This is a genomic window from Mycobacterium sp. (assembly GCF_049647605.1).
In the GTDB taxonomy this organism is placed as follows: domain Bacteria; phylum Actinomycetota; class Actinomycetes; order Mycobacteriales; family Mycobacteriaceae; genus Mycobacterium.
The window spans coordinates 1-25,836 of sequence record NZ_JBARXZ010000063.1 but is presented as its reverse complement, the minus strand read 5'-3'; the positions used below and the strand labels follow the sequence as shown (position 1 = coordinate 25,836).

Genomic DNA, 25,836 nt, shown 5'->3' with positions numbered 1-25,836 from the left:
GATGCGGTTGTGTCATCGGGTGCTGGGCGTCACTGGTGATGTCAGGGTCGGTGGTTTGTGTGCGGGTCCGGAGAAGCGGGGAAGGTAGTCCAGACGCCAGCCGAGCGCCAGGTAGACAGTGCAGAACACCAGGCTCGACAACACGAACGGTGTGATCGCATCGCCGCGACCGTCGGGAGAGGCCAGCACACTTATCGGAGCCGCCAACGCGGTAGCGAGGATGGCGACCGCAAACGGCCCTGCGATGGCTCGCAGGAAGTCCCCCATCGGAATGCGTAGGCGTGTCTGCAGGAACCACACCCCGGCAAGGTTTCCGACGATGATCCAGCCTGCGTACGCGGCGACCAGACCGCTGAAGCCGAACATGTTGGCCAGCGGAAACGCGACGAGGACAGAAACGGCGGCATAGAAGGCACCCTCCGCACCCATCAAACCCGCGCGGCCGACGGCGTAAAGGGCAGCGCCGCATACGGCGGACGAGACATTCAATGCAACTCCGAACGCCAGAGCGCAGACAATGGCGACCACTGATGGGTGCTGTTCGCCCAGCCAGAGTGGTACGGCCGAGAATGCCGTTGCGGCAAGAAGGAACGGCAAGAAGATCGCCACTGCTGCATTCCGTCGCGTCAATCGGGAGTACTGGCTACGTATTCCGTCCATCCCTGAGGTGGCATACATCCGCGTGAGGTGCGTGTTGATGGCAACCGCGGCGGCGCCGCCGAATGCCTGGACCCCTTGGATCAATCGGATCCCGAGTTCGTACGCGCCGGCCGCGGCAGGGCCGATCAAGATCCCTGCGATCAGCTTGCCGGATTGATAGAGAACGACGTCGGCGGCGCCGGCCACCTGGCTCTTCACGCCGAATCCGATGATTTCACGCGCCAGATGCAACCGCGGTCGGCCGATGGTGATCCGGCCTTCGTCGATCGTGATCACGATGGCCACCGCACACAGACCGATGGCTGCGCCGGCAGTGGTCCCGAGGGCAAAGCTGCGCAGGGACGAGGCGGAGGCGAGTGCGACGACACCGCCCAGAACCTGCGCCGCTCCCAACATCGCCAATCCGATATTCGGTGGAAGTTGGCGTCCCCTCCCGAAGGATGCGGCGGCCAGGATCCGGGCCAAGAGCCCGCACACCAGGATGGCCGTCGAGCAGAGCAACAGATAGCGGGTCAGCGCTACATCTCCTGTGCGAAAAAGAGTTTCGATGGTGCCGGCGCCCAGAAAGGCGGCTGCGCACAGTGTGGCTCCCAGTCCGACCGCCAGACTGATGCAGATTCCGACGACAGTGCGGTCCTTGTCGGATTCACCGCGCGCGTGAAAGAGCGAGACATATCGGTTGGCCGCGCGCGACGCGCCGAGATCAAGTAACGCTGCGTACTGTGCCATCGCACCGGTCATCGCCCAGATGCCGAACTCGTGCAACCCGAGTTGGCTCACAATGTAGGGAGTGGCAAGAAGATTCGCGCCGTACCCGGCGATCAGCGGCAAGATCTGGGCAGTGGCACCGACTTTGAGCGACTGAACTCTACCGGCCTTTTGTGAACTATTCATCGGAACGACCCATGCCCGGGCCGGGCCCTCCGAGCCGGTCGTGAACGTGGGTGGTAGCGACCATATTCGGTTTAGCTGATGAGAAAGTCACGTCGGGTGCCGATCTTGTCTGTAGCCGTGTTCAGGATCAGGCGGGCGGGTCGGCGCCCAGTTCGTGGGCGGGGCCGGTTGGCTCTTCCTGGCAGGGAGTGAACCTCCCCCTGGGTCGCTCTGCGAGGTGAGTTCCCCGAGTGCTCCAGTCAGTATGTGTAGTTTTGCCATAATCCGCAATAGATGTGTATTTCTGAGCATTTACTGGGAATGAAGAACCTGTGAGCTGGGCATATGGGAATCCGCTGGGTTACTTGCGAGATCAACCAGTTTGTTGCTCGTTTTGTTGTGGCGTGACTCTATGCGTGTTACTTTTACCGCAGTTGGGTCGGCTCAGGGGGAGGCGGCGGCGCGGCGGGCATCAGGGTCGCGTCGCCGGCTTGGGTCGCGATGGTCGCCACGGCGGGGGCGGAGTTCCGGCGTGGCGGATCTGGCCGCGCACGCCTAACCAAGGGCTCCGCTGGCAAACCATTTCAGGTGGCGGCAGTGCAGGTGGAGGCTCAGTGGTCATGGATGAACCCCGAACTCCAGGCATGCGCGGAATCATCCTGGCCGGTGGGACCGGTTCTCGCTTGTATCCCATAACGGCCGGAACCAGTAAGCAACTGTTGCCGGTGTACGACAAACCGATGATCTATTACCCTCTGTCCACACTCATGTTGGCGGGCATTCGCGACATTCTGGTCATCACCACCCCTGGCGACGCCGCTGCGTTTCGGCGGCTCTTGAGTGACGGTTCGCAGTTCGGCATCCGGATCAGCTATGCAGTCCAGCCGGTACCGGATGGACTGGCCACGGCATTCGTCGTCGGGCGTGAGCACATCGGCGACGATGCGGTGGCATTGGTGTTGGGAGACAACATCTTCTATGGCCCGTCGCTCGGTTCGAGACTCAGTCGGTTCGGTGACATCGACGGCGGCGGCATTTTTGCCTACCGCGTGTCGGATGCAGGTGCGTACGGGGTGGTCGAGTTCGATGAGGGGGGTCGCGCAGTATCCATCGAGGAGAAGCCGAAACGCCCCAAATCGCAGTATGCGGTCACGGGGCTCTATTTCTACGACAACGAGGTAATCGACATCGCGGCCGCACTCGAGCCGTCGGACCGTGGCGAGTACGAGATCACCGATGTCAACCGTGCGTATCTGGAGAGGGGAAAGCTCGCGGTCGAGGTGTTGCCGCGAGGGACGGCCTGGCTCGACACCGGGACGTTCGATTCATTGCTCGACGCCGGCTCGTATGTCCGGACGATCGAGCAGCGCCAGGGCTTCAAGATCGGTGTGCCGGAAGAGGTTGCATGGCGATCGGGCCTCATCGCCGACGACGAACTACGGGTGCGGGGTGAGCTCCTGTACACATCGGGTTACGGGAAATACCTGCTCGACCTACTCGACCGGACCGAGGAATTGTCGTGACCGTCGAGCGATTCACCAGTCCCCAGCCGTCGATGGACGCTGAGCAGACGGTACCGCCCCACGTCCTGATTCTCGTCGAGAATCTCTCGGTCCCTTTCGACCGCCGAGTCTGGCAAGAGAGCAAAGCGCTGCTGGACGCCGGCCATCGGGTCACGGTGATCTCTCCGATGGGAGAAAGACAGGACCAGGAGGCAGACGTGACAATCGAAGGTGTTCGCGTGCTGCGTTATCCGCTGAAGGCAGCCTCCGGCGGACCGATCGGCTATCTCCGTGAGTATTCGGTGGCGCTTTGGCAAACCATGCGACTGGCCGTCCGGACCACTCGTGAATCCACTGTGCATGTCGTTCATGCATGCAATCCTCCGGATCTTCTGTTTGTCGTCGCACTGGCGCTGCGGACCCGGGGTGCCCGGTTCGTTTTCGATCATCACGACCTGGTGCCAGAACTCTTTCAATCCAGGTTTCCGGGCGGCGGCCGGGCACTCTACTGGGGCACCCGCATCCTGGAGCGGCTGACCTTTGCGACAGCCGATGCCGTGATCGCTACGAACGAAAGCTATCGCTCGATCGCCATCGAGCGGGGAAAAGTGAAACCAGAACGGGTGGCAGTGGTGCGCAGCGCGCCTGATCTCGCGCGATTCGTGCGGCGTGAACCTGACCCAGAACTTCGTCGTGGTAGGCCGTTCCTCACGGCCTATGTGGGTGTGATGGGGCCGCAGGACGGAGTCGATTATGCACTTCGCGCACTTGCCCACCTACGCCACCAACTCGGCCGCCTGGATGTGTACAGCATCTTCATGGGCGCCGGCGATGCCTTCGATGACATGGTGGCCTTGAGCGAAGAGCTGGGTCTGTCCGACGTCGTGGAGTTCACCGGGCGCGTGCCGGATGAGTTTGTTCAACGGTGTCTGTCAACCGCCGACGTCTGCCTGTCTCCGGATCCGCCGAACCCGTTGAACAACGTCTCCACGATGAACAAGGTTGTCGAGTACATGGCGATGGCGCGACCGATCGTGTCCTTCGAGTTGGTGGAAGCACGCTTCTCCGCGGGCGATGCCGCGGTCTACGTGGACGGAACCGATGTGGCGGGATTCGCCTCTGCCATCAGCCGATTGCTCGATGACCAGCAGGAGCGTGATCGGATGGGGCGCATCGGCCGCGAGCGCGTGGAACGCGAGCTCTCCTGGGAGGCATCGCGTAGGCATCTCGTCGATTTCTACGCCGAGGTCGTCGGGACCGAGGCCGTCCGTCGGAGGTCCGATGACTCGCAATCCTGATGCCCCCGGCACGAGTATTGAGGAGAACGATGATCGTTGATGTCTGGCGGAGATTGATTCGACAACCGCTGGTACTGGTACTCCTTCTTGTCATACTCGTCATGGCCGGTTTGGCGGGACACAGCGGATGGGTTCGTGCCGGGGGACAGGTGGAGAGCCGGTCTGCGGTGGTGATCGTCCCGCCCTGGAGTCTGGAAGACGAACGTTTTCCGAATCCGATGCTCAACTTGGGGGAGAGAGCGACGGGGCTTGCGAGCGCTCTGGTGGTGGCGCTTCAGCAGCGAAGTGACGTTGCAGACTCGGTTTTGGGAACTGGGGCGAGCAGCTACGAGTTGACCAACATCGGTAGTGATGTCCGAGATCCGAGCCGTTCCGCCATCATCTTCATCACCGTGACAGGTCCGAACGAGGGCGCGGCTCACGCCGGTGCCGCGACGATCATCGACCAGTCCCGCGCGGTACTCAAAGACATGCAGGAGCAGGCCGGTACCGGAGCGTCTACCTATATGGCTTCCCTGCAGGTGATTTCGCAACCCCAGGAGACCACCACTTTCGCGCTTCGCCAGGTGCGGAGTGCGGCTGCCCTGGCGGCGGCCGTGCTCATCGCAGGGATACTGCTGCTCTGGGCTGTTGAATCGATGCTCGAGCGCAGAGCACGCGCACGTGATGAGGCGGCAGGGCGCCGCGAAGGTCAGCCTTCGAGCCCTGCAGGGTGGAACGGCCATCTCGAGGAACTGAACGGCGACTTCAGGCATCTGACCCCGGACCATCGAGATCTTCCCGAGAACCTCTTCCGAGACTGATGTGCTACCGCAACGCAGGCGCACCCTGGGGCCGGACTCGGACATCGTCGCGGCGCGCGGCGATACGGGCTCGTGGATCATCGCCACCGCTGCGTTCTTGTTGGTTTCCTTGAGGCAGACGTATGTGATTCCAGGAATTCCGCTCGGGCTGGGTCCTGGCCGCTTTGTCCTGTTCGCGTGCGCAGGCTGGTTCATCTTCACCCGTCTGACCGGACACCGGTCCGGGTATCGGCTCGGTGCTGCGGGACCGGTCGTTGCGGTGTTCTTCACAGCCACGTTGACGGCTTATGGCATAGGAATGACGCGGGCGTCGGTGCCGGTCAGACCCGCTGACACCGATCTTGTCGTCGAGATCATGTTGGTTCTCACCGCCTACTTCTTCTTCACTGCGGTTCACGACCACGCCGGACTCCGGCGAATCGTCAAGGCTTTGGTTGCAGGAGCCGTCGTGAGCGCCGTCTTTGCGATAGTTGCGCATTTCACCGGTTCGGAGTTGGCCGCAGTGCTCAAACCGCCCGGTCTGGTCGAGAAGGGTGAGATCCTCAACACCGACCTCTTCCGTGGTGATGTGGTGAGACCGCAGGGTAGCGCTGACCATCCGCTCGAACTGGCTGCGGTGTTGGCGATGATTTTCCCTCTCGCAGTTGGTCTTACCTACAGCCTGCGCGCCGGAGGGCAACGGTGGCGGCCATGGGCGGTGGCGGCCGCGATCGTCCTGGGCGGCGTCGCCGTCAGCGTTTCCCGCTCAGCGCTGGCAGGTCTGTTTGCCACCTTCGTCTTCATGGCGCTGTACTGGCCGATTCGGAGAACTCTCCTCATGTTCGCCAGCGGTGTCGTGCTCGCGGCATTGGTATTCGCTGTCAATCCCCCGTTGTTCAAGGCATATTCGGTGACACTCGGAATGGGCTGGGCCGACCCGTCGGCGCAGTACCGAGTCGCGGCAGCCCGTTACATAATGTCGCACTTCTCGTTGTTCGGGTCCTACGCAGCAGGCGCCGGGACCAGTGGGTTCGTCATCTTCGACAATCAGTACCTACATCATCTTTCAGGTGCCGGGATTGTTGGACTTGTTTCCTATGTAGTGCTCTTGGCAACGGCATTCCTGCTGGCGTTCCGCGCCTACCGGTACACGCGAACACTGCCCGGTTCATCGGGAGCCGCTGCGGATCTCTATCTCGGTTTGGCTGCTTCGTTTGTCACATTTGCCTGCATCAATGTGTTTCTCGATGTGGGTGGATTCGTGCAGATCTGGACGACGATGTGGCTGTTGATCGCCACCGCTGCCGTTGCGTTCAGGATCTCTCGAGAGCAGGTGACTTACTTGGTCAGGCCGCCGCCACCGGCCCGAGCGGACCCTGTTGGGGGCCACCTACCATGACGCGGAGATTTCGCTGGGGACTTGCCGTCTCGGTCGGAGTCCTGACGGCATTCCTCGCCTATGCCGCCGGGGGCGGCGACATGGGCTGGCCTATTCAAGCGGCCCGCGACATCATCGCCGGACGTGACCCGTACGCCCAACCACTCGTAGATGAAACCGGTCAGCTGTGGCCGACGAACCCGGTGACCACCATAATGCTGTTTCTTCCGCTGGCTTGGGCGCCCGACACGGTGCTCGCGGCCATTGTGTTCGGTGGGATCTCTGGGCTGCTGGCCTTCGGCCTGACCCGGGAGGGTGCATTGTGGCCACTGCTGACCTTCGCCTCTCCGGCCTACATCAGCTGCCTGATCAATGCACAGTGGGCGCCCCTGGTACTTGCAACCTTCTATCTGCCGAACCTGCTCCCGCTGGCATTGGTGAAGCCCAGCATCGCATTGCCGGTTCTCCTGACGAGGCTGAACCTGAAGCGCGGCCTCGGGTGTGTGGCCATCGTCGTGGTGTCATTCATCCTGTGTCCGTGGTGGTGGCCGGCGGACTGGCTCAGTCCCTCGATGACGGTCTACACGGGATTCACGCCCATTCTCACGGTGCCTGGCTTTCTTGTCCTGCTTGCGCTTGTTCGCTGGCGCGACAAGCGCGCCTGGATTCTCGTCCTGGCCGCCTTGGTTCCCCAGCGGATACCCTATGACCAGCTGTTGCTCTGGTTGATCCCGCAGAACGCCAAGCGTTCCTTGATTCTCAGTGCATCCCTGGTGATCGCCTATGGGGTACGCAAGACAACAAACTGGGACACCGAGACCCTCATCGTTGTCTTCGGCTACTTGGTCTGCCTCGCGTTTGTTGTCTGGCCTCCCGCATCGGAAGGCAAAGTGGAAACAGAAAAGCGGATGGGCCGACAGCGCCTTCGGTTTGCCCGGCCCTCTCGAAAGCCGATGTCAGCCCCGGATTCCAGATAGAGACAGAGGAGGGATGGTGCCAACGGTCAGAACGAACAGAACCAAAGCCGCGCTGGCGGTTTTCATTCCTCACCGACAAAAGCGAACCGAACTCAACTTCTGTTCAGTAGGGGACCGGATGACATCGGACGGACAAGTCCGGCCCGGGCACCGCAGGATCGCACCGGCGTTGGCGGCGCTCACGGTGTGCACCCTGTCGGCGCTGGTGGCTTCTTCGCGCATCATGGTGACCTCGGGCGGGATCGATCAGCGTCACTACCATTGGGTCACGGTCCAATACTTCCGAGACACTTTTCCGCGGATCGATATCGTCAATGTGGACACCGCGACTGCGCCGCTTTACCACCTGGTCCTGGCGGCGGTATCCGGGCCTTTCGATCTCACGGAGCATCAAACGCAGTTCGTTGCCTCGCTCTTTGCCGCGGACCTTGCGGCGCTTGCCGTTTGGTTTGCGATGTCCACTGTGAGTACGCTATTCGGCGTACTTGCGGTCGCACCGCTTCTACTTTCGCCATATTTTTGGCAGTCCGGTTTGTGGATGCTCAACGATGCGGCTGCGCTGTTTTTCGGATTGGCTGCGCTGATCCTGGTCGTTCGCCGTGATCCGGGAAATGTATTGTCGCAATTCGGAGTTGGTCTCCTCTTGGCGGCCGCAGTTGCCACCAGGCAAACGTATGTCTGGGCCGTGGTGCCATGCGTCGCGGTTACGGGGTCCTCGATGAATGGATCGGCCACCGCAGCCAAGATGGGGGCGATCTGCAGAGTTGCGGCCCCCGCGTTTTTCGTGCTCGCTGTACTTGCAACTGCCTGGCACGGTCTCACACCCCCAGGGTTCCGTGAGATGAATGCAGCGAATCGCAGCCCCGTATCACTGTCCTACTGTTTTGCGGTCGCCGCCATGTTCTTTGTGCCCATCGTGATCGGTGTTGTCGGTCGGCCCGTCCGGAGGACCCTGGCTCCGCTGGTGCTGGGGACCCTGGCGGCTGTCCCCGCCATCGTGTTTCCCAGTGTCGCAACCGTTCCACCGGACAACACCCGATACGGTGGCCTGATCTGGATGCTGGTTGCACACGGACCATCGTATGGAGATCGCTCAATAGTGCTGGCAATACTCGCGTTCATCGGCGCGTGGTCGGTGTGTCACGTCCTCATGACACTGGACCAGCCGACGAAAACTCTTGCTGGTACGGCGTTGGTGGCGTTGGCCGTCTGCCTGAGTGCCGGCGGTCAGCTGTACCAGAAGTATTTTGAACTACCGGTTGCAGCGATCGCGATGATGACGATAGTCGCCCTTGCGCAAGGGGGTTTGATCAAACGCAACTGGCCGCTGATTGCCTTGATTCTTCTACAGGCCACCCTCACAATGGGAATTGTTTTGGTGCCATTGGTGGCAGCGCGCTGATGGACAAGTCGAAGTGGGATACATCCTTACGGACTATCGGTACTCTTCAAGGTTTGACGACAGCTGGAAGTGCGATGAGATCAAAATGGTTGTCCTTCGGCCGCGGATTCGGCGTCGCGGTGCTCACAGCGGCTCTGGTCGCCAGTGTGACGGGTTGCGCTGGACCACACACCACCCCAGTTGCCTCAGCAGCCGCCCCGACCTTTGTCGGCGACTTCGAAACGGGCAATTTCAACCAGTGGCCCGTCTGCCAGGACGTCGCGGTGGGAAGTGTGACCTGCTCGAAGTTGGACGGGAGTGGCTATGGCATGCGGGTGGAGGATCAAATCGTCCGGCAGGGCAGGTTCGCGGCCCGATTCGAGCTCCGTCATGGGGATGTTCCTACGGGTATCTGCTGCGGCGCGAGGGCTGAAGTGAGTGGGGACGCGGCCGTCCAAGCCGGCGAGGGTGACGAGCGGTGGTACCAGTGGAGCACGAGATTCGGCGAAGAGTTCCCGAGCGGGGTCGGATGGAGTGTTCTTTCGCAGTGGCATGCCGACGCTGACGGATCGCCGCCGGTAGCAATTCTGGCCAACGTAACTGCCGATCGATGGGGAATCGTCCTGACCAAGTGGGACTCGCCCAACGATCAAGACCCGCCGAAGTTTGCGCCGTGGAGCGCGCCGGTGGTCCGTGGGGTCTGGAATGACATCAAAATGCATGTCAAATGGTCGGCCCGCGACGATATCGGCTTCATCGAGCTCTGGATCAACGGGGCCCCACAGGTCTTCACCGATGCGCCATGTTCCCAGCAGACCCGATGTGCGACCAGGACATTGATGCCGGGCGGCGGTGGTGTCTACTTCAAGCAGGGCTATTACCGCGACAGTTCCATCGCTGCGACCGGCGTCGTCTACCATGACGGCTTCTCGGCAGCCAACGCCGAGGATAGCCTGGTTCCGCTCTAGGCCTGGGCGGTCGCCAAAACGGACCTGACATACCGGTGATCGGGCAGAGGTGAAATCGAAGTGTCGCGAACAACATTGACAGCCGAGGCTGACGATATGATACAGGCGAACTTTGCTGTTCTGCGAGCGCTGGTTGCGGATGCTGAAAATGCCTGCAAGGCAGGCAATCTAGAGCAATCGACAGCTCTCGCATCAGCGGCTGCCAGCTTTGCCTGGTACAACCACGCCGGCGTATTCAGTGACGCCGCCTTGGAGCGGCTTGTTGTGGACCTGGGCGGTCGTGTTCCGGACGCCCGTTCAGCGCGGTTCAGATCGTCCTCGGGCAGCCACGAGAGGGTTGTGCTCCACATCGCTACCGAGCTGTATCCCACGGGTGGGCACACCCAGATGCTCGCAAGATGGATATCGGACGACAGTCGATCAGCGCACCGCGTGGTCGTTACTCGTCAAGGCGGACAGCCGATTCCCGCCAAAGTGTCGGCGCTGCTGGGCGCTGCGCCGGTCTGTCTGGACGGGCGGTACCGAGGTGATCTGCGCCGTGCGGCAGCGCTGCGGCGGCACATTCAGGATGCCGACATTGTCGTCGTACACGCACACCCGGATGATATCCAACCCGCACTTGCCCTCGTCGGGTCTGCCAAGCCGTGCATAGTTGTCAACCACGCAAGTCACGTGTTTTGGTCCGGTACTTCCATCGCGCGGACGGTACTGCATTTACGACGTAGCGCGGAAGAGTTGTCGATACAGCGACGGGGGCTGCCGTCCGACGGCGGATTTGTGGCGAATCGTCCGTTGGTCTTTCCGGCGTCGAGCCTGACGCGAGCAGATGCGCGCGCTCATTTTGGGCTCACGGACACGCACATCGTGATCGCAACAGCGGCATCGGGTAACAAGTATCAGCCCCTTGATGACGGCGACAGCCTGGTCGAGCTCCTCACACAGGCCGTGAACGCTGATCAGAACCTGGTTGTCCTCGCGGCCGGCCCACCGGCGGAAGGCCAGTGGCTGACGGCACACGAGGCCACCGGCGGCCGAATTTGCGCCCTTGGCCCGCTGCCCGACGTGGCAGGTCTCTTTGCGGCGGCGGACATCTACGTCGATTCCTTCCCGTTTGCCTCGATCACCTCATTGCTGGAAGCCGGCGCTCATGGTGTGCCACTGGTCAGCTACCGCGGTCATGGTCCCGGTTGTGAAGTCCTGGGTGCCGACCCGCCGGCAATCGAAGATGACGTCTTCTATCCGAACACCGCTGATGAGTTCCGCCAAGTGGTCAGTGCACTCGCCGCAAGCGCCGAACTCCGGCACTCTCGAGGAGAGACGCTGCGCGCCAAGGTTGCCGCGACGCACAGCAGTACTGCGTGGCAAGAAGTGGTCGACTCTCTGTATGAATTTGCGCAGCGGCCAGGAGCTGCACAAGGCATTGTGGGCACCTGCGACCAGGCCCCGCAGTCGGGCCCGTTGGATCGCACCGTTGCCCAGATACAGCAGCGGACAGGACAAGCTCAAGGAGTCGACGCGGTGTACCGGGAGGTTTTGAGCCACATGCCACTTCGGGAGCGAGTCCGCACCTGGCGGCGTCTGAAGCGTTCTGGAACTGCCGTTCGGCCTCCCGAACTGCTGCGGGATGTCGATCTCGCCCGACTGCGGCAGATACGCGGTTCTATTCGGGCTTTCGGAGCCCGTGCAGGAAGTCCAGTCCGCGCTTCTTCGCGCGCTTGAGTGGCAACGCGGCAGCGTCGACTGCCGTTGCGAGCTTGTATGTCGGGCGTGTGGGATCCACTGCGAGGTAACAGCATGTCAGATCGGCCAGCGTGTGCGTGCGCACAAAGCCGGCTACTCGAAGGCGATGGTCCAGCAGCTTCGGGTCGTTGTGCAGATGCCAGAGGCTGCCGTGATCGTCCCTCTCGCGAACGTCGAAGTTGGCCAACATGTACCCGCCCGGCCTGATGGCGCGATGAAGATCGCGGGCCGTTGCATCGAAATCGGGAACGTGGACAAGCGTGTCCAGCGCGGTGATGAAATCGTATGCGTTGGAGGGCAAGTTCTCGGTGGTGAGATCGATTCGGTTGGCCTGGTCGCCGTGCGCGTCCAGGCGCCAGGTGGCGTAGTCCAGAAGCGTCCCCGAGATGTCGGCCATCGTTGTGGTGAAACCAGAGCGGAAGAAAAGCTGTGCTGTGGTACCCGTGCCGGAGCCGAAATCGAGATGGTCGCGGCCCGTGGTGTTCTGGAGTGCAAAACGTACCGCCGCCACAGATGCGGGGAAGACGTGGCCGGACTCCTGAAGGTAGGCATACCAGGTCAGGTCGAACGCCCATGACTTCACGCGTCGGTAGAAGTCCTGCAAGCCTTCCTCCGTGGAACGGTCGGCAGACTTCCATTCCTGGACACTCCAGTCTTCCCAGTGGAGACAGCGTTTGAGACATTCCTCGGGTGAGGCGCCGTGGTAGTCGGCCAACTCTCTGAGACTGGAGGATCTGACATCGAGGTCGCCGATCCTGAGCGCGGAGCGGTAGGTCTCCATCTCTGGACTTCCGAAAGCCTCTGTCCAATCGGGGTGCCACGAACTCGGATCAGGCGAGACTTCGGCTGGATCCTTGTGTATTCCCTGTGAGGACCAGGTGGCCTGCTTAGACACTGTGTTCTCCGTTTCTGTGGGCCAGGCCCGTGGATGTCTCGTGATAGCTGAGTCCGCAAGTGCAGGTGAGATCAGGTGGGAGGCGGTGGCCGCATTCGCAGGCCCACCCGATGTTTCGGCCGGGGTTACCGACCATGAAGGCATGCGGCGGCACATCCTTGGTCACGACAGTTCCAGCACCGACGAAGGCGTAGCGGCCGATCGTTGTCCCGCAAACCACAACGGTTCCCGCGCCCAGTGTCACGCCTCGCTGCACAAGCGTTCTGGCTAACTCGCCACCGCGGCGCTTGACGTACGCCCGTGGATAGGGGTCGTTGGTGAAGATGACGCCGGGACCGAGGAAGGCGTCGTCCTCGACGGTAACGCCCTCGAACAACAGCACTCGGTTCTTGATCGTCACTCGGTCACCGATGACAACTCCATCTTCTATGTACGCGTGGTCGCAAACATTGCAGCTATTGCCTAACCTGGCGCCGGCCATGACGTGAGCGAACGCCCAGATTCTGGTTCCGGGGCCGATGTTGTTGCTTTCGCAAATTCCAAGAGGGTGAACAAATACATCAATCGCGGCTGGTTGACACATCCGACCTCCCTGGCTGTGCCACCGAATAGTACCTGTTGAACGGCTCTTTGCAACCCGAAATGAGCGGCGTATGCTCCTCGAAGATTCAGCGCAACATCGCGTGGTGGTGCAGAACCAGCGAATTAGCGGTCATCGCGCACTGATGAGGGGGATCGTCAGAATGAAACGTACGTTTCGAATTGCCATTATCGGTGCTGGCTACTGGGGTCCCAAGCTCGCCCGGAACTTCCAGGGTTCATCGGAGTGGGATCTCGTCGCAGTATGCGATCTGGATGAGCACCGTGCTCGCAGCGTCGTGGGGGCGCGGTCGACGGTGGAGGTGGAGACATCTGTCGAGCGGCTGTTGACGCGTGACGACATCGACGCCGTCGCGATCGCGACGCCCGCGGCCAGCCACGCCCCGCTGGCTCTTGCGGCCTTCGATGCGGGAAAGCACGTTCTTGTCGAGAAGCCGTTGGCGCCGACCACGGCGGAGGCGGCAGCGATGATCGAGGCCGGTGAAGCTGCGGGCCTGACGCTCATGGTCGATCACACGTACTGCTACACGCCCGCGGTCGAGTACATCCACGGCATTCTCGCGAAAGGCATTCTCGGGCACGTTCTTTACGTCGACTCGACACGCATCAATCTAGGCCTGGTCCAACCGGACGTCGATGTCTTCTGGGACTTGGCGCCTCACGACCTCGCCATCCTCGACTACACGCTGCCCGGCGGTCTGGTTCCCGATCAGGTATCCGCAACGGGAGCCGATCCGCTCGGCTCGGGCAAGGCGTGCGTCGGATACGCGACGATGCCGCTGCCCAACAGAGGTGTAGCTCACGTGAATGTCAACTGGATGTCGCCGACGAAGATCAGGCGGATGGTCATCGGTGGCAGCCACCGCACCCTCGTTTGGGACGATCTGAATCCTCAGCAACGGGTCGCGATTCACGACCGGGGGATCGACCTCGCGGCGAGCCGCGATATGGGTGATACGGACAAGCGTCGGAAGTCCGCGGTGTCATACAGATTGGGCGATATCACCGTGCCGGCGTTGCCGGAGACGGAAGCGTTGTCATCGATGGTGGCCGAATTCGCCTCGGCAATCAGGGAACAGCGGCCACCCCGAACCGACGGTGCGGCTGGGTTGAGGGTGCTGTCAGTGCTCGAGGCCATCTCGGCCAGCCTCGCGGCGCACGGCAAGCCGGTGAGCCCGGAGGCGCCAGAAATATTGATGCTGAATGAGGTTGGCGTATGAGTCAGTTGACGGGCGCAACCGTATTGGTCACCGGCGGTGCCGGGACCATCGGCTCGACCATCGTCGATCAGTTGCTCGACGTCGGAGTCGGGCGTGTCAGGATCCTGGACAATCTGACCCGCGGCCGGCGGGAGAACCTCACCCTGGCTCTCGAGGATCCGCGGGTGGAGCTTGTCATCGGTGATCTGCGTGACGTCGACCTGGTGCATGACATGACCAAGGGCAGCGAAGTCGTGTTTCATCAAGCGGCGATAAGGATCACGCAGTGCGCCGAAGAGCCGAGACTGGCGTTGGAGGTCCTCGTCAACGGCACCTTCAACGTGTTGGAGGCTGCCGCTAGCAGTGGCGTCGACAAAGTAGTCGCTGCTTCGTCGGCATCGGTATACGGTATGGCCGAACACTTCCCGACCGATGAGCGTCACCACCATCACAACAACGACACCTTCTACGGAGCCGCGAAGAGCTTCAACGAAGGCATGTTGCGCAGTTTCCATGCGATGTACGGTCTGCGATACATCGCTCTTCGGTACTTCAACGTCTACGGACCTCGAATGGATGTCCACGGTTTTTACACCGAGGTGCTGGTCCGCTGGATGGAGCGCATCGCAGACGGTGCCGCCCCGTTGATCTTCGGTGATGGTGACCAGACCATGGATTTCATCTACACCGAGGACATCGCCCGTGCCAACCTCCTCGCCGCTCAAAGTGAGATCACCGAGGGCGTGTACAACATCGCGAGCCAGACGGAAACCAGCCTGAACGGCCTTGCCGAAGCACTGCTGACTGTCATGCACTCGGATCTGCCGATCGAGTACCTGCCGCCGCGCGCCGTCAACAGCGTTGTGCGGCGACTCGCGGACACCACGGCCGCGCAGCGTGATCTGGGATTCTGCGCCGCCGTTCCCTTGGAGACCGGCCTGGCCCGGCTTGTCCAATGGTGGGAACCCCAACGCGACCAGATCGCCGCCGGCCGAGGAGTGGTCGCTTGAACCGCATCAACGTGATGAAGCCCTGGCTGGGGGTTGAGGAAGTTGCCGCGCTGAGCTCGGTGATCGCGTCCGGGTGGATTGCCCAAGGGCCGCGGGTGGCCGAGTTCGAATCCGAGTTCGCACGCACAATGAGGGCCGAACATGCAGTTGCGCTGTCCAACTGCACTACGGCTCTGCATATTTCGCTGGTTCTTGCGGGAATCGGACCGGGCGATGACGTCGTCGTTCCCTCGTTGTCGTTCATCGCGACAGCCAATGCCGTGGTGTACACGGGAGCCCGGCCGGTGTTCGCCGATGTCGACGCCGCCACTGGCAATGTCACGGCGGATACCATTTCGGCGGCATTGACCCCGGCAACGCGTGCCATCATCGCCGTCGACCAAGGCGGCGTGCCGGTTGATCTGGTGTCGATCAGGCACGTGTGTGACCGGCTGGGGATCGTGGTCATCGAGGACGCCGCCTGTGGCGCGGGGTCACGGTATCGCGGTGAGCCCGTCGGCGTGCGCGCCGACATCACGGTCTGGTCGTTTCACCCACGCAAGATCCTGACCACCGGCGAAGGTGGGATGCTGACTACCGACGATGCCGCCTGGGCGGATCGGGCACGCCTGCTGAGGGAGCATGGCATGAGTGTCGGCGCTGCCGAGCGCCACCGCAGCATTCTGCCTCCGGCAGAGCAGTTCCTGGAAGTCGGTTACAACTACCGGATGACTGATCTGCAAGCCGCGGTCGGTCTTGTTCAACTGAGCAAGCTGGACAAGGTCATCGGTCGTCGGCGTGAGTTGGCCGCCGTCTATCAACGCAGTCTCGGTGAGGTGGCCGGGCTCCGCTGCGTCACCGACCCCGTCGATGGCGAGTCCAACTATCAATCGTTTTGGGTTGAGGTCGGCGCCGACTATCCGCTCGAACGCGAGCAACTTCTGGAAAAGCTGGCCGCTGCCGAGATTTCAGCGCGCCGTGGCATCATGGCAGCTCACCGGCAGCCGGCGTATTCGGGCCGTGACTGCGGTGGGGCCGCGCTGCAGATAACGGAGCACCTCACCGACCACACGTTGATTCTGCCTCTGTACCACGAGCTGACTGATGCGCAGCAGCAGCGCGTCATCGACGTACTGGTGCAGTGTTGATGTCGATGCGAGTGCCGCTGGTTGATCTCGCTGCGCAGCAGCGCGAGATCGCCGACGAGGTCGAACCGCAGCTCCTGGAGATATTCGCCAGCGGAGCCTTCATCGGGGGTCCTGCGGTGGCCGAGTTCGAACGCGACTATGCCCAGTTCGTCGGTGTTGATCACGTCGTGGCCGTGGCCAACGGAACAGACGCGCTCGAGCTTGCGTTGCGGGCCACGGGGGTCAAGCCATCCGATGAGGTGATCATGCCGGCGAACACCTTCATTGCGACTGCGGAAGCGGTGAGCCGCATGGGTGCGGTTCCGGTGTTTGTCGATGTCGACGCCGACCAACTCTTGATGGATCCGTTGCGCGTGGAAGACGCGATCACAGCACGTACCAAGGCAATCGTGCCCGTGCACCTCTTCGGGCAAACCGCGCCGATGGAACAGCTGACGAAGCTGTCGGAAGAGTACGCGGTGCCGATCATCGAGGACGCCGCACAGGCTCAGGGAGCACAACGAGCGGGGCGTTCGGCGGGCGGATTCGGAGTCGCCGCGGCGACGAGCTTCTATCCCGGCAAGAATCTCGGCGCGGCCGGAGACGCCGGAGCCGTGCTGACCAACGACGCGGCGCTCGCCGGCAGAGTTCGCAAGATCGCGGCGCATGGCAGTGATCGCAAGTACGTCCACGATGTGGTGGGGTTCAACTCTCGGTTGGATGCGGTGCAGGCTGTGGTGCTCATTGCGAAGCTCCGGCGGCTTGCGGAATGGAACAGATTGCGCCGCAATGCCGCGGTGCGTTACACCGAGATGCTCAGCGACGTTCCCGGTCTGCGGTTGCCGAAGCCGGACCCGGTGAATGCGGACGTCTGGCATCTCTTTGTCATCCAGCTGGAAGAACGGGATCGTGTCCTTGCAGACCTGAACGCGGCTGAGATCGGTGCCGGTGTCCACTATCCAACACCGGTCCATCTCACCGCCGCCTACGCACATCTCGGATATCGGCGCGGATCCTTCCCCGTCGCAGAGACGGCTGCAGGGCGCATTCTGTCACTGCCGTTGTATCCGCACATCAGCCTGGAGCAGCAGCGGTACGTCGTGGAGACACTCGTCTCCCGACTGGCCGGGGTGTCCAAGTGAGTTACGTCAGACGCGCCGCGCGCAAGGTCCGGGATCAGCGCAAGTACGTAGCCACCGCTCGGGTGTTCGGTGAGCGCAATGTTCGGGCTGTCACCCACAATTCGCCCGCTGCGCAACGGCCTCGAATCCTTGCTTATCACTCTGTCGGGACCCCCTTCATGCGCGACAACGATGTCGCTCCCGAACGTTTCCGGAGACATCTCGAATCCGCCCTCGAAGCCGGGTATGTATTCGTGCCGGCAACCGAGATCGCTGACGGACACGCTCCCTCGAACGCGTTGGCCATCACCTTCGACGACGGCATCCGCAGTGCCGCCACGACAGCTGCGCCGATCCTGCGCGAGCTCGGAATCCCGTGGACGCTGTTTGTCGTCAGCGATTGGGTTGACGGCGCCGCACGTGAGTGGGCCGGCGACATAATGATGGGTTGGAAGGAAGTCGAACATCTTGCTTCCCAAGGGGTTGTCATCGGCAGTCATTCACTGTCGCACCCGAACTTCTCCGATATCGACGGTGGGCAGACCGTGCGGGAATTGAAGGAGTCGCGGCGGGTCATCGAGTCGCGACTGGGAATCGAGATCGATGAGTTCGCAATCCCGTTTGGCCAATCGCACGATTGGACCGAGACTGCCGCAGTAGCTGCAGCCGATGCCGGCTATACCCACGTCTACGCGCAGGCCGAGGACACTCGCTACCCGGGAACGTTTGCGCGTACGTTCATCACGCGTTGGGACAACGATCGGGTATTCCGGTCGGCGCTTTCGGGTGCGTTCGACAAGTGGGAAGAGTGGTACTGAACAGTGCCACCTCCAAAACGGCCCCTGCGGCGTCAATTTCAGCAATGCATGCAAGGCTGCGAATGTCCGATCCTGGACGGTAGCCATTCAGGCGGCTACCCGACAGCGTCGCTGCGCCGGGACGTCGCTTCTCGGTCGGGCGTGGCCGGTTCGTCAACGAGGTGAACAAACCCCTCGAACCTACCCTGACTCGAATGAAAAAGCCCTTGTGAAGCCCTTTTTTATGACGTGTCCGCTGACGTTCGACCTGGCGGCCAGGTGCCGGTGATCGGGACCGGGGTCGGTAGCGGCCGGCTGGGTGGAGGTCGCTGTTCGCGGGGCTCACGCGAGGGATAGTTGCGTTCGCCATAAGTCGAAAAACCTCGGTTGACAGTGGATTCAGCAAAGTCTTAGGCTATTTCGACGCGGCATGACGCTAGCAAGGAGACGGCGATGACTGACCAGGCTCATCTCCGACAATTGCCCGTAGCTGGATCGGATGTGAACAATGCGACGCACGCGGGCGGTAGACCGTCGGTTGCTCGTCGAGACTGTCTGATCTTCCTTTCCGCGGTGGTCGCGGTAAACGCGTGGGCACTCTTCCCGGGACCTGTCGAGTCGGGTGGTTACCAAGCACTGCCCGACGCAACAGGCGTCGCCGCCGAGATCGAAACTGCGCTGAGTATGGGTGCAAGCGGTCCGGTCCAGGCGTTCAGTTCGGCGAACATCGAACTCGCGCAGTTCATGAACATGGCAGTCAGGTCGTGGACGGGTGCAGTGTCGAACCTGGGTGTGGCAGTGGGCTCGGGCTTGTCAGGCGCGTGGTACGAGGTGCCGCTCAAGACAAAGCTGCAGGGTTTGTTCGCCCTGCTGATGTCGGAAACCGACGAGGCCGCACGCACCGCCCTTCTGACGAAGCTGCAAGTTCTGCTGAGTCTGCCGGATGCGGCGCTGCAGCAGGTGCTTCAACATCCAGATCTTCTGGATTTCAACAGAATGCTGGACGCAGCCCTTCTCGGGCAGGCCGATCTCGGCTGGATCGAGAATCAGCTGGGTGAAGTAGATGTCGTACCTGTGACCACGACCATCCACCGAATTGATGTTCGCGGTAAGCCGGCGTTCTTGCTCGACTCGACCGCCACGGCGCAAGCCAACAGCGGTGGGCCGTCTGAGCCGGTACTGAAGGCACTGCCGGCGACGCCGTCGGAGTCTCCTCCTGCCCCGATGATGGTGTCACAAGCTGCAGTTGCGCCTGGGGTGACAACGCTTGCGGCGCCCGTGACCGCTGAAGCGCAGCTGAGTCAGCTCTCGGTTGGTGTGTCTGAGGTCGGTCCGGCACCGGCACCGGCGGCAGTGGCGGCGCCAAGCCCGGTGTCGGCGCCGACGCTCGCGCCCACCCCCACTCTTGCCGTGGCGCCGGCGCCGGTAGCAGTGGCGTCTGCGGTCCCCACGGTCTCCAGTTCGGAAGCTCCGAGTGAGCCCTCAGGGGCTCGACTATCGACGCAGTCCGGCGTGATCGAAAGCACCAGTGGCGTGGAAACCGAGGCAAAGCGCCCGGAGTCAACTGTCAGTAATTCACCAGCAAGCGAGAGTCTTTCGCATTCCACAACGCCGAGTGCCGGCAAGGATGACTCGGGCGCTTCGGGCAGCAGTGGTTCTACCGGCAGCGTCGGCTCTTCGGGCAGCAGTGGTTCTTCGAACAGCGAGTCGAAAAATGATGGGTCCAGCTCGTCGGGCGGCAGTTCGAACGACGGTGGTTCGTCCGGCGGATCTGCAAGCCCGTGATCTGGGCAAGCTACTTCACGCTTTCACCATCTCCACATCGCTGAGCACTGCGGCCCCGTCCCGTGACGGCGCTGCCACATTCGCGACGAAGCGACCGTCCTCGTCCCATACCCGGGCGATCAAAGTCTCGCCTGGGAAGACCACCCCGGCGAATTTGGCGCTGTAGGACCCGACTGCCGCGGCGTCACCATCGAACAACGCGTCTGTCAACGCCTTGCAGGTCATCCCGTAGGTGCACAGGCCGTGCAGGATCGGCTTGGGAAATCCTGCCGCAGAAGCGAAGTCCGGATCGGAGTGCAGCGGATTGCGGTCACCGCAGAGCCGGTAGAGCAGTGCCTGCTGCGGCAGGGTGACGATGGGGATCTCGAGGTCAGGTGCCCGGTCCGGGACGGTCGAACTGCCGGATGGGCCACGGTCACCGCCGAATCCGCCCTCACCACGGGCGAATATGGAACGTCTCTGCGTCCACAACAGCTTGCCGTCCGGGGCGGTCACTGTGGTCTCCGACCAGATGACCGCCGCCTTGCCCTTGTCCCAGATGTCCGTGAACCGAGTGACGGCGATACCGGTTCCCGAAGGTGGGATCGGAGCGGGTGCGGTGATGCCTTCACTTCCGTGAAGCACCTTCGACAGCTCGATGTCGATCCCGGGGAAGTTCACCGTCGGCGGCTTGGTCATGTGGAAGCTTTGCGCGACACTGCCGAACGTCGGCAGCACCTGCGGGGTCTCGTCAACCAGATAGCGCAGCTCCCGCGGGGAGAGCGGATCGGCGCCGGCCCCGAGTCCGAGGTGATACAGCTGGACATCGCTGCTGCCCCAAGAGAATTCGGCGGGCGGAAGCTCGGCGCCGAGGGCTCGATCGAGATCGATAGGCATGGTCAGGCACCTGCCTTGGCGGCGTCGGCAATGTGCAGGGCCGCGAGGTAACCGAATGTCATGGCGGGTCCGATGGTGCCACCGGGGCCGGGGTAGGTGTGGCCCATCACCGGTGCGCTGGCATTGCCGGCGACGTAGAGGCCGCTGATCACCGTGCCGTCGTCGCGCAATGCCCTGCCGTGGATGTCGGTGACAACACCGCCCTTGGTGCCCAGGTCGCCGGGCACCATCTTGGCGGCATAGAACGGTCCCATCTTGATCTCGCCGAGGTTGGGGTTCGGTTTGTTGGTGGGATCTCCGTAGTAGCGGTCGTAGGCGCTTTCACCGCGGTGGAAGTCCTGGTCGCTGCCGGAGCGGGCGAAGCCGTTGAACCGGTTGATGGTTTCGGCGAAGGCGGCCGCGGGCAATCCGGCCTTCTCACCCAGCTCGGCCAGCGTGGCCGCCGTGATGATCACACCTGATTCCAGCCATTTGTTGGGGATGCGTTGTCCCGGCTGCAGTCCGGCGAAGATGTAACGGTCCCGGTACTGCTGGTCGAAGATCAGCCAGGCCGGGATGTTCTCTCCCGGGCCGGGGCCCTGTCCGAATTCACCGCCGTACATGTGGTGGCAGGCCTCGACGTAGGGCATGGATTCGTTCATGAATCGCTTGCCCGCCATGTTGACGATGATCGAGCCCGGCGAGTTGCGTTCCGACAGCGCAAACCACGGCGCGTCGACAAGCGGCACCGTCGGCCCCCACCAGGCGTCCTCCATGACATCGAGGGTGGCGCCCAGCTTTTCGGCCGCCAGGATGCCGTCACCGGTGTTGGCCTTTGCCCCCACGGTCCACTCGGTGGTGATCGGTGCGCGCTGGTACTTGATCCGCATCTGCTCGTTGTGCTCGAAGCCGCCGCTACCGAGGATCACCCCGCGTCGGGCCCGGATCAGGCGCGGTTCCGCCGACTCGGGTGCATCGGCATCGCGGACGTAGATGCCCCGCACCGCACCGTCCTCGACATAGAGATCGGTGAATGCGGTGTTGAGTTGTACCGGCACTCCGGCCTGCTGCAACCCGACCCGCAGTGGGGCGATCAAGGCGCGCCCCATGCCGACGAGGTTCTTGCCGGTGGCCTTGGCCCACACGGTCCGGGCGCCCACCTTGAGGCTGCGCAGCACGCCGCGTGGATGACGTTTGAGCTGGTTGAGGCGCACATAGTCCTGCTGCATCACCACCACGTTCAGTGGCACCTTGCCGTACGGCGGCTCCAGTCCGGGAAGATCGGCCCCGAGCTTCTTGGCGTCGAAGGGTTTCGGTTCCACCGAACGACCACTTGCTTTTCCACCCGCGGCCTCGGGGTAGTAATCGGAGTACCCCGGCACCCAGCACAGCTTCAGGGGGGAGTGTTCCGCCACGAACCGGAGCATCTCGGGGCCGCGCTGCAGATAGGTGTCGATCCGCTCTGCCGGGACCACGTCGCCGATGATCGCGTGCAGATACGTGCGGGCCGCTTCGGCGGTGTCGGAGACACCCGCCTTCTTGAGCACGTGGTTGTTCGGAATCCAGACTCCGCCACCCGACCGCGCAGTGGAACCACCATAGTGCGGAGCCTTCTCAACGATTAATGTTGATAGCCCCTGGTGAGCGGCGGTGAGGGCAGCGACCATGCCGGCGCCGCCGCTCCCCACCACCACCACGTCGAATGCAGTGCACTCCTGACCAGTCATGTAGAACACGTTATAGAATTGCCCGGGCTGCGGACAACTGCCCCGGTCAAACAAGTGAGGGGAATTCACGAGATGCTGGGCGAAGAGACCCGTGCGAAGCTGGCCGCCGACTTGGCCGAAGCCGAGCGCAGCCGGGTGCCGATCGATCCGTTGACCGCAGTCAATCCCGATATCGACGTGGTGGACGCGTACGAGATCCAGCTGATCAACATCCGCCAACGGGTGGCCGAGGGTGCCCGGGTGATCGGGCACAAGGTCGGGCTCTCCAGCGAGGCCATGCAGAAGATGATGAACGTCGACGAGCCCGACTACGGCCATCTGCTCGAAGACATGGCGGTGTTCCAGGATCGCCCGGTTCTGGCGTCGAAGTACCTCTACCCACGCGTGGAGGTGGAGGTCGGATTCATCCTGGCCGACGATCTGCCCGGTGCCGGGTGCACCGAAGACGATGTGCTTGCCGCGACAGCGGCGTTCGTCCCGTCGATCGAGTTGATCGACACCCGGATCAAGGACTGGAAGATCAAACTCTGCGACACCATCGCCGACAATGCGTCCTCGGCCGGCTGGGTGCTCGGCACGGAACGGGTGTCGCCCAAGGACATTGACATCAGGAACATCGATGCCGTGCTGCGTTGCAACGGTGAGGTGATCGCCGAAGGGCGCAGCGACGCGGTGCTGGGCAATCCGGTCACCGCGGTGGCGTGGCTGGCGCGCAAGGTGGACAGCTTCGGTGTCCGTCTCAAGGCGGGCGACGTGGTTCTTCCCGGGTCTTGTACCCGGGCGATAGATGCACACCCCGGCGATCATTTTGTCGCCGATTTCACCGGTTTGGGTTCAGTAGAGCTGTCATTCGAATAGCGAGGGTTTCATGCCGCAGAAGCTGCAGGTTGCGATTGTCGGGTCGGGAAACATCAGTACCGACCTGTTGTACAAGTTGTTGCGCTCGGACTGGCTCGAGCCGCGCTGGATGGTAGGTATCGACCCCGACAGCGAGGGGTTGGCGCGAGCTCGCAAACTGGGGCTGGAGACCACCCACGAAGGGGTGGACTGGCTGCTTGCCCAGAACGAGAAGCCGGACATGGTATTCGAGGCCACCAGCGCCTACGTCCACCGTGATGCGGCGCCACGTTATGCCGAGGCCGGGATCCGCGCGATCGACCTCACCCCGGCGGCGGTGGGCCCAGGGGTGATCCCGCCGGCCAACCTGCGCGAACACCTGAACGCCCCGAACGTCAACATGGTGACCTGCGGTGGCCAGGCGACGATTCCGATCGTGCACGCGGTGTCTCGCGTCGTGGAGGTGCCCTACGGCGAGATCGTGGCGTCGGTGTCGTCGGCCTCGGCCGGCCCCGGCACCCGCGCCAATATCGACGAGTTCACCAAGACGACCAGCGCGGGTGTGCAGAACATCGGCGGCGCCCGGCGCGGTAAGGCGATCATCATCCTCAACCCGGCCGATCCGCCGATGATCATGCGCGACACCATCTTCTGCGCTATCCCCGAGGATGCCGATCGTGACGCCATCGCGGCATCCATTCGGGATGTGGTGGCCGAGGTGCAAACCTATGTGCCGGGCTATCGGTTGCTCAACGAACCGCAGTTCGACGACCCGTCGATCAACTCCGGAGGGCAGGCCCTGGTCACCACGTTCATCGAGGTGGAGGGCGCCGGCGATTATCTGCCGCCGTATGCCGGAAACCTGGACATCATGACTGCCGCAGCCACAAAGGTCGGCGAGGAGATCGCCAAGGACGGCCTGAACGCCGCGCGCGAAGAGCAGACAGTTTCAGGAGGCCAGGCATGAGCACCGACCAGATCTACTTCGACCCGATGTGGGACATCCGGATGACGGACACGTCGCTGCGCGACGGGTCGCACCACAAGCGACACCAATTCACCAAGGACGAGGTCGGTTCCATCGTCGCGGCCCTGGACACCGCCGGAGTGCCCGTCATCGAGGTCACCCACGGTGACGGGCTCGGTGGATCCAGCTTCAACTACGGGTTCTCCAAAACTCCGGAGCAGGAGCTGATCAAGCTCGCGGCCGAGACCGCCAAGAACTCCAAGATCGCCTTCCTGATGTTGCCCGGGGTGGGCACCAAGGAGGACATCAAGGAGGCGCAGAACAACGGCGGATCAATCTGCCGGATCGCCACGCATTGCACCGAAGCCGACGTCTCCATCCAACATTTCGGGCTGGCCCGTGAGCTCGGACTGGAGACGGTCGGCTTCCTGATGATGAGCCACACCATTTCGCCGGAGAAGCTGGCCGCCCAGGCCCGCATCATGGCCGATGCCGGTTGCCAGTGCGTGTATGTCGTCGACTCGGCGGGCGCGCTGGTCCTGGAAGGCGTGGCCGACCGGGTGTCGGCTCTGGTCGCCGAGCTCGGTGACGACGCGCAGGTCGGTTTCCACGGCCACGAGAACCTCGGGTTGGGTGTTGCGAACTCGATCGAAGCGGTGCGCGCTGGTGCCAAGCAGATCGACGGTTCCTGCCGCCGCTTCGGTGCGGGTGCCGGAAATGCCCCGGTGGAGGCGCTGATCGGAGTGTTCGACAAGATCGGTGTCAAGACCGGCATCGACTTCTTCGACATTGCTGATGCCGCCGAAGAAGTGGTGGCTCCGGCGATGCCGCAGGAATGCCTGTTGGATCGCAACGCCCTGATCATGGGCTATTCCGGGGTGTACTCGAGCTTCCTCAAGCACGCCATCCGCCAGTCCGAGCGTTATGGGGTGCCGGCGCACAAGCTGCTGCACCGCGCGGGGCAGCGCAAGCTCATCGGTGGTCAGGAAGACCAGCTGATCGACATCGCGCTGGAGATCAAACGCGAAATGGACGCGGCCAGCTAGAAGGGTGGTGCGTCCTCGTCGGGTCCGTCGTCGGGTCTGGGTGGGGGTGGTTGCCAGTCGGCGGGGATGTGTTCGTCTTCGAGAGGGTCGTTGATCCAGGGGCACCATCGGCTGGTGCTGGTGTGGCCGCCGTTGAGGACGAGGTGGGTGCGGCGGAAGTTGTTGCGCCACTGGCGGAGTTCGATTTTGTGGGTGCGGGCGCGGCTGAGCTGTCGGGTTTCGGTGTTGGCGGCGCGTTTGGCGGCCATGCCGGCGCGGGTGGCGGCGGTGCGTGTGGCTTTGGTGAGGCGGTGGTTGGTGCGTCGCGGGGTGGGGCTGGCGGCGGCGATGTC

22 protein-coding genes and 1 pseudogene are annotated in these 25,836 nt (G+C 62.6%); 17 read left to right on the top strand and 6 right to left on the bottom strand.

Going from position 1 to position 25,836, the window contains the following annotated elements:
• Positions 1 to 12: 12 nt before the first annotated feature.
• The gene (locus WBB07_RS08425) at positions 13 to 1,554 is read right to left on the bottom strand and encodes a lipopolysaccharide biosynthesis protein (RefSeq protein WP_526306578.1); all 1,542 of its coding nucleotides are present in this window, start codon (positions 1,552 to 1,554) and stop codon (positions 13 to 15) included.
• 623 nt (positions 1,555 to 2,177) lie between these two features.
• Between WBB07_RS08425 and rfbA the strand changes: the two genes are divergently transcribed.
• The 8 genes from rfbA (at position 2,178) to WBB07_RS08385 (ending at position 11,538) form a co-directional block, all read left to right on the top strand.
• Complete coding sequence (gene rfbA, locus WBB07_RS08420) at positions 2,178 to 3,056, top strand: glucose-1-phosphate thymidylyltransferase RfbA (protein WP_526306613.1); 879 nt, start codon at positions 2,178 to 2,180, stop codon at positions 3,054 to 3,056.
• Positions 3,053 to 4,333 (top strand): glycosyltransferase family 4 protein, encoded by a 1,281-nt coding sequence (locus WBB07_RS08415; RefSeq protein WP_526306576.1) that lies wholly within the window; start codon positions 3,053 to 3,055, stop codon positions 4,331 to 4,333. The genes rfbA and WBB07_RS08415 overlap by 4 nt, the downstream gene beginning before the upstream one ends.
• A gap of 29 nt (positions 4,334 to 4,362) precedes the next feature.
• Entirely contained in the window at positions 4,363 to 5,136 is a 774-nt protein-coding gene (locus WBB07_RS08410) for a hypothetical protein (RefSeq protein WP_526306574.1), read from the top strand.
• Between the two features lies 1 nt (position 5,137).
• A complete protein-coding gene (locus WBB07_RS08405; protein ID WP_526306572.1) occupies positions 5,138 to 6,514 on the top strand; it encodes an O-antigen ligase family protein in 1,377 nt (458 codons plus the stop codon).
• Positions 6,511 to 7,470 (top strand): hypothetical protein, encoded by a 960-nt coding sequence (locus WBB07_RS08400; RefSeq protein WP_526306570.1) that lies wholly within the window; start codon positions 6,511 to 6,513, stop codon positions 7,468 to 7,470. Before WBB07_RS08405 ends, WBB07_RS08400 begins: the two co-directional genes overlap by 4 nt.
• 118 nt (positions 7,471 to 7,588) lie before the next feature.
• Complete coding sequence (locus WBB07_RS08395; RefSeq protein WP_526306568.1) at positions 7,589 to 8,872, top strand: hypothetical protein; 1,284 nt, start codon at positions 7,589 to 7,591, stop codon at positions 8,870 to 8,872.
• A gap of 74 nt (positions 8,873 to 8,946) precedes the next feature.
• The gene (locus WBB07_RS08390) at positions 8,947 to 9,819 is read left to right on the top strand and encodes a heparin lyase I family protein (protein WP_526306566.1); all 873 of its coding nucleotides are present in this window, start codon (positions 8,947 to 8,949) and stop codon (positions 9,817 to 9,819) included.
• Positions 9,820 to 9,915: 96 nt separating this feature from the next.
• Positions 9,916 to 11,538: a glycosyltransferase family protein gene (locus WBB07_RS08385; protein ID WP_526306564.1), complete on the top strand. Its 1,623-nt coding sequence runs from the start codon at positions 9,916 to 9,918 to the stop codon at positions 11,536 to 11,538.
• Here WBB07_RS08385 and WBB07_RS08380 read toward each other — a convergent pair.
• Together WBB07_RS08380 and WBB07_RS08375 are read right to left on the bottom strand one after the other, a co-directional pair.
• Positions 11,480 to 12,340 carry a class I SAM-dependent methyltransferase gene (locus WBB07_RS08380; RefSeq protein WP_526306562.1) on the bottom strand — a complete coding sequence of 287 codons (861 nt, stop codon included), beginning with the start codon at positions 12,338 to 12,340 and terminating at the stop codon, positions 11,480 to 11,482. The two genes, WBB07_RS08385 and WBB07_RS08380, sit on opposite strands and share 59 nt — an antisense overlap.
• A gap of 106 nt (positions 12,341 to 12,446) precedes the next feature.
• Complete coding sequence (locus WBB07_RS08375; protein WP_526306560.1) at positions 12,447 to 12,854, bottom strand: acyltransferase; 408 nt, start codon at positions 12,852 to 12,854, stop codon at positions 12,447 to 12,449.
• A gap of 253 nt (positions 12,855 to 13,107) precedes the next feature.
• Between WBB07_RS08375 and WBB07_RS08370 the strand changes: the two genes are divergently transcribed.
• From WBB07_RS08370 to WBB07_RS08345, 6 genes are all read left to right on the top strand, one after another.
• Positions 13,108 to 14,274 carry a Gfo/Idh/MocA family protein gene (locus WBB07_RS08370; RefSeq protein WP_526306558.1) on the top strand — a complete coding sequence of 389 codons (1,167 nt, stop codon included), beginning with the start codon at positions 13,108 to 13,110 and terminating at the stop codon, positions 14,272 to 14,274.
• Positions 14,271 to 15,263 (top strand): NAD-dependent epimerase/dehydratase family protein, encoded by a 993-nt coding sequence (locus tag WBB07_RS08365; protein WP_526306556.1) that lies wholly within the window; start codon positions 14,271 to 14,273, stop codon positions 15,261 to 15,263. Before WBB07_RS08370 ends, WBB07_RS08365 begins: the two co-directional genes overlap by 4 nt.
• Positions 15,260 to 16,390: a DegT/DnrJ/EryC1/StrS family aminotransferase gene (locus WBB07_RS08360; RefSeq protein WP_526306554.1), complete on the top strand. Its 1,131-nt coding sequence runs from the start codon at positions 15,260 to 15,262 to the stop codon at positions 16,388 to 16,390. The genes WBB07_RS08365 and WBB07_RS08360 overlap by 4 nt, the downstream gene beginning before the upstream one ends.
• Positions 16,390 to 17,511, top strand: a complete 1,122-nt coding sequence (locus WBB07_RS08355) for a DegT/DnrJ/EryC1/StrS family aminotransferase (RefSeq protein WP_526306552.1) — start codon at positions 16,390 to 16,392, stop codon at positions 17,509 to 17,511. Before WBB07_RS08360 ends, WBB07_RS08355 begins: the two co-directional genes overlap by 1 nt.
• A 158-nt stretch (positions 17,512 to 17,669) precedes the next feature.
• Entirely contained in the window at positions 17,670 to 18,308 is a 639-nt protein-coding gene (locus WBB07_RS08350) for a polysaccharide deacetylase family protein (protein ID WP_526306550.1), read from the top strand.
• 756 nt (positions 18,309 to 19,064) lie between these two features.
• Positions 19,065 to 20,072, top strand: coding sequence for a hypothetical protein (locus WBB07_RS08345; RefSeq protein WP_526306548.1), 1,008 nt, complete (start codon positions 19,065 to 19,067; stop codon positions 20,070 to 20,072).
• A gap of 15 nt (positions 20,073 to 20,087) precedes the next feature.
• On the opposite strand, the gene chsH3 is transcribed toward WBB07_RS08345, so the two are convergent.
• Together chsH3 and kstD are read right to left on the bottom strand one after the other, a co-directional pair.
• Positions 20,088 to 20,948, bottom strand: a complete 861-nt coding sequence (chsH3, locus tag WBB07_RS08340) for an enoyl-CoA hydratase ChsH3 (RefSeq protein ID WP_526306546.1) — start codon at positions 20,946 to 20,948, stop codon at positions 20,088 to 20,090.
• A gap of 2 nt (positions 20,949 to 20,950) precedes the next feature.
• Entirely contained in the window at positions 20,951 to 22,654 is a 1,704-nt protein-coding gene (gene kstD, locus WBB07_RS08335) for a 3-oxosteroid 1-dehydrogenase (protein WP_526306544.1), read from the bottom strand.
• Between the two features lie 72 nt (positions 22,655 to 22,726).
• Here kstD and WBB07_RS08330 point away from each other — a divergent pair, with 72 nt between their 5' ends.
• From WBB07_RS08330 to dmpG, 3 genes are read left to right on the top strand one after another with little or no spacing between them, the layout of a single operon-like run.
• Positions 22,727 to 23,512 (top strand): 2-keto-4-pentenoate hydratase, encoded by a 786-nt coding sequence (locus tag WBB07_RS08330; RefSeq protein WP_526306542.1) that lies wholly within the window; start codon positions 22,727 to 22,729, stop codon positions 23,510 to 23,512.
• 10 nt (positions 23,513 to 23,522) lie between these two features.
• Positions 23,523 to 24,458 (top strand): acetaldehyde dehydrogenase (acetylating), encoded by a 936-nt coding sequence (locus tag WBB07_RS08325; protein WP_526306540.1) that lies wholly within the window; start codon positions 23,523 to 23,525, stop codon positions 24,456 to 24,458.
• Positions 24,455 to 25,504: a 4-hydroxy-2-oxovalerate aldolase gene (gene dmpG / locus WBB07_RS08320; RefSeq protein ID WP_526306538.1), complete on the top strand. Its 1,050-nt coding sequence runs from the start codon at positions 24,455 to 24,457 to the stop codon at positions 25,502 to 25,504. The genes WBB07_RS08325 and dmpG overlap by 4 nt, the downstream gene beginning before the upstream one ends.
• Here the strand turns inward: dmpG and WBB07_RS08315 are convergent.
• Positions 25,501 to 25,836: pseudogene (locus WBB07_RS08315) on the bottom strand (HNH endonuclease signature motif containing protein); the annotation flags it as partial. The gene dmpG and the pseudogene WBB07_RS08315 overlap by 4 nt on opposite strands.

What these genes read in the sequence shown, in the direction of transcription:
- dmpG (WP_526306538.1), top strand. Translation starts at nt 24,455, where the DNA reads ATGAGCACCGACCAGATCTACTTCGACCCGATGTGGGACATCCGGATG.
- WBB07_RS08325 (WP_526306540.1), top strand. Translation starts at nt 23,523, where the DNA reads ATGCCGCAGAAGCTGCAGGTTGCGATTGTCGGGTCGGGAAACATCAGT.
- WBB07_RS08425 (WP_526306578.1), bottom strand. Translation starts at nt 1,554, where the DNA reads ATGAATAGTTCACAAAAGGCCGGTAGAGTTCAGTCGCTCAAAGTCGGT.
- WBB07_RS08365 (WP_526306556.1), top strand. Translation starts at nt 14,271, where the DNA reads ATGAGTCAGTTGACGGGCGCAACCGTATTGGTCACCGGCGGTGCCGGG.
- WBB07_RS08410 (WP_526306574.1), top strand. Translation starts at nt 4,363, where the DNA reads ATGATCGTTGATGTCTGGCGGAGATTGATTCGACAACCGCTGGTACTG.
- kstD (WP_526306544.1), bottom strand. Translation starts at nt 22,654, where the DNA reads ATGACTGGTCAGGAGTGCACTGCATTCGACGTGGTGGTGGTGGGGAGC.
- rfbA (WP_526306613.1), top strand. Translation starts at nt 2,178, where the DNA reads ATGCGCGGAATCATCCTGGCCGGTGGGACCGGTTCTCGCTTGTATCCC.
- WBB07_RS08350 (WP_526306550.1), top strand. Translation starts at nt 17,670, where the DNA reads ATGCGCGACAACGATGTCGCTCCCGAACGTTTCCGGAGACATCTCGAA.
- WBB07_RS08385 (WP_526306564.1), top strand. Translation starts at nt 9,916, where the DNA reads ATGATACAGGCGAACTTTGCTGTTCTGCGAGCGCTGGTTGCGGATGCT.
- chsH3 (WP_526306546.1), bottom strand. Translation starts at nt 20,948, where the DNA reads ATGCCTATCGATCTCGATCGAGCCCTCGGCGCCGAGCTTCCGCCCGCC.
- WBB07_RS08380 (WP_526306562.1), bottom strand. Translation starts at nt 12,340, where the DNA reads ATGGAGACCTACCGCTCCGCGCTCAGGATCGGCGACCTCGATGTCAGA.
- WBB07_RS08355 (WP_526306552.1), top strand. Translation starts at nt 16,390, where the DNA reads ATGTCGATGCGAGTGCCGCTGGTTGATCTCGCTGCGCAGCAGCGCGAG.
- WBB07_RS08400 (WP_526306570.1), top strand. Translation starts at nt 6,511, where the DNA reads ATGACGCGGAGATTTCGCTGGGGACTTGCCGTCTCGGTCGGAGTCCTG.
- WBB07_RS08390 (WP_526306566.1), top strand. Translation starts at nt 8,947, where the DNA reads ATGAGATCAAAATGGTTGTCCTTCGGCCGCGGATTCGGCGTCGCGGTG.
- WBB07_RS08395 (WP_526306568.1), top strand. Translation starts at nt 7,589, where the DNA reads ATGACATCGGACGGACAAGTCCGGCCCGGGCACCGCAGGATCGCACCG.
- WBB07_RS08370 (WP_526306558.1), top strand. Translation starts at nt 13,108, where the DNA reads ATGCTCCTCGAAGATTCAGCGCAACATCGCGTGGTGGTGCAGAACCAG.
- WBB07_RS08330 (WP_526306542.1), top strand. Translation starts at nt 22,727, where the DNA reads ATGCTGGGCGAAGAGACCCGTGCGAAGCTGGCCGCCGACTTGGCCGAA.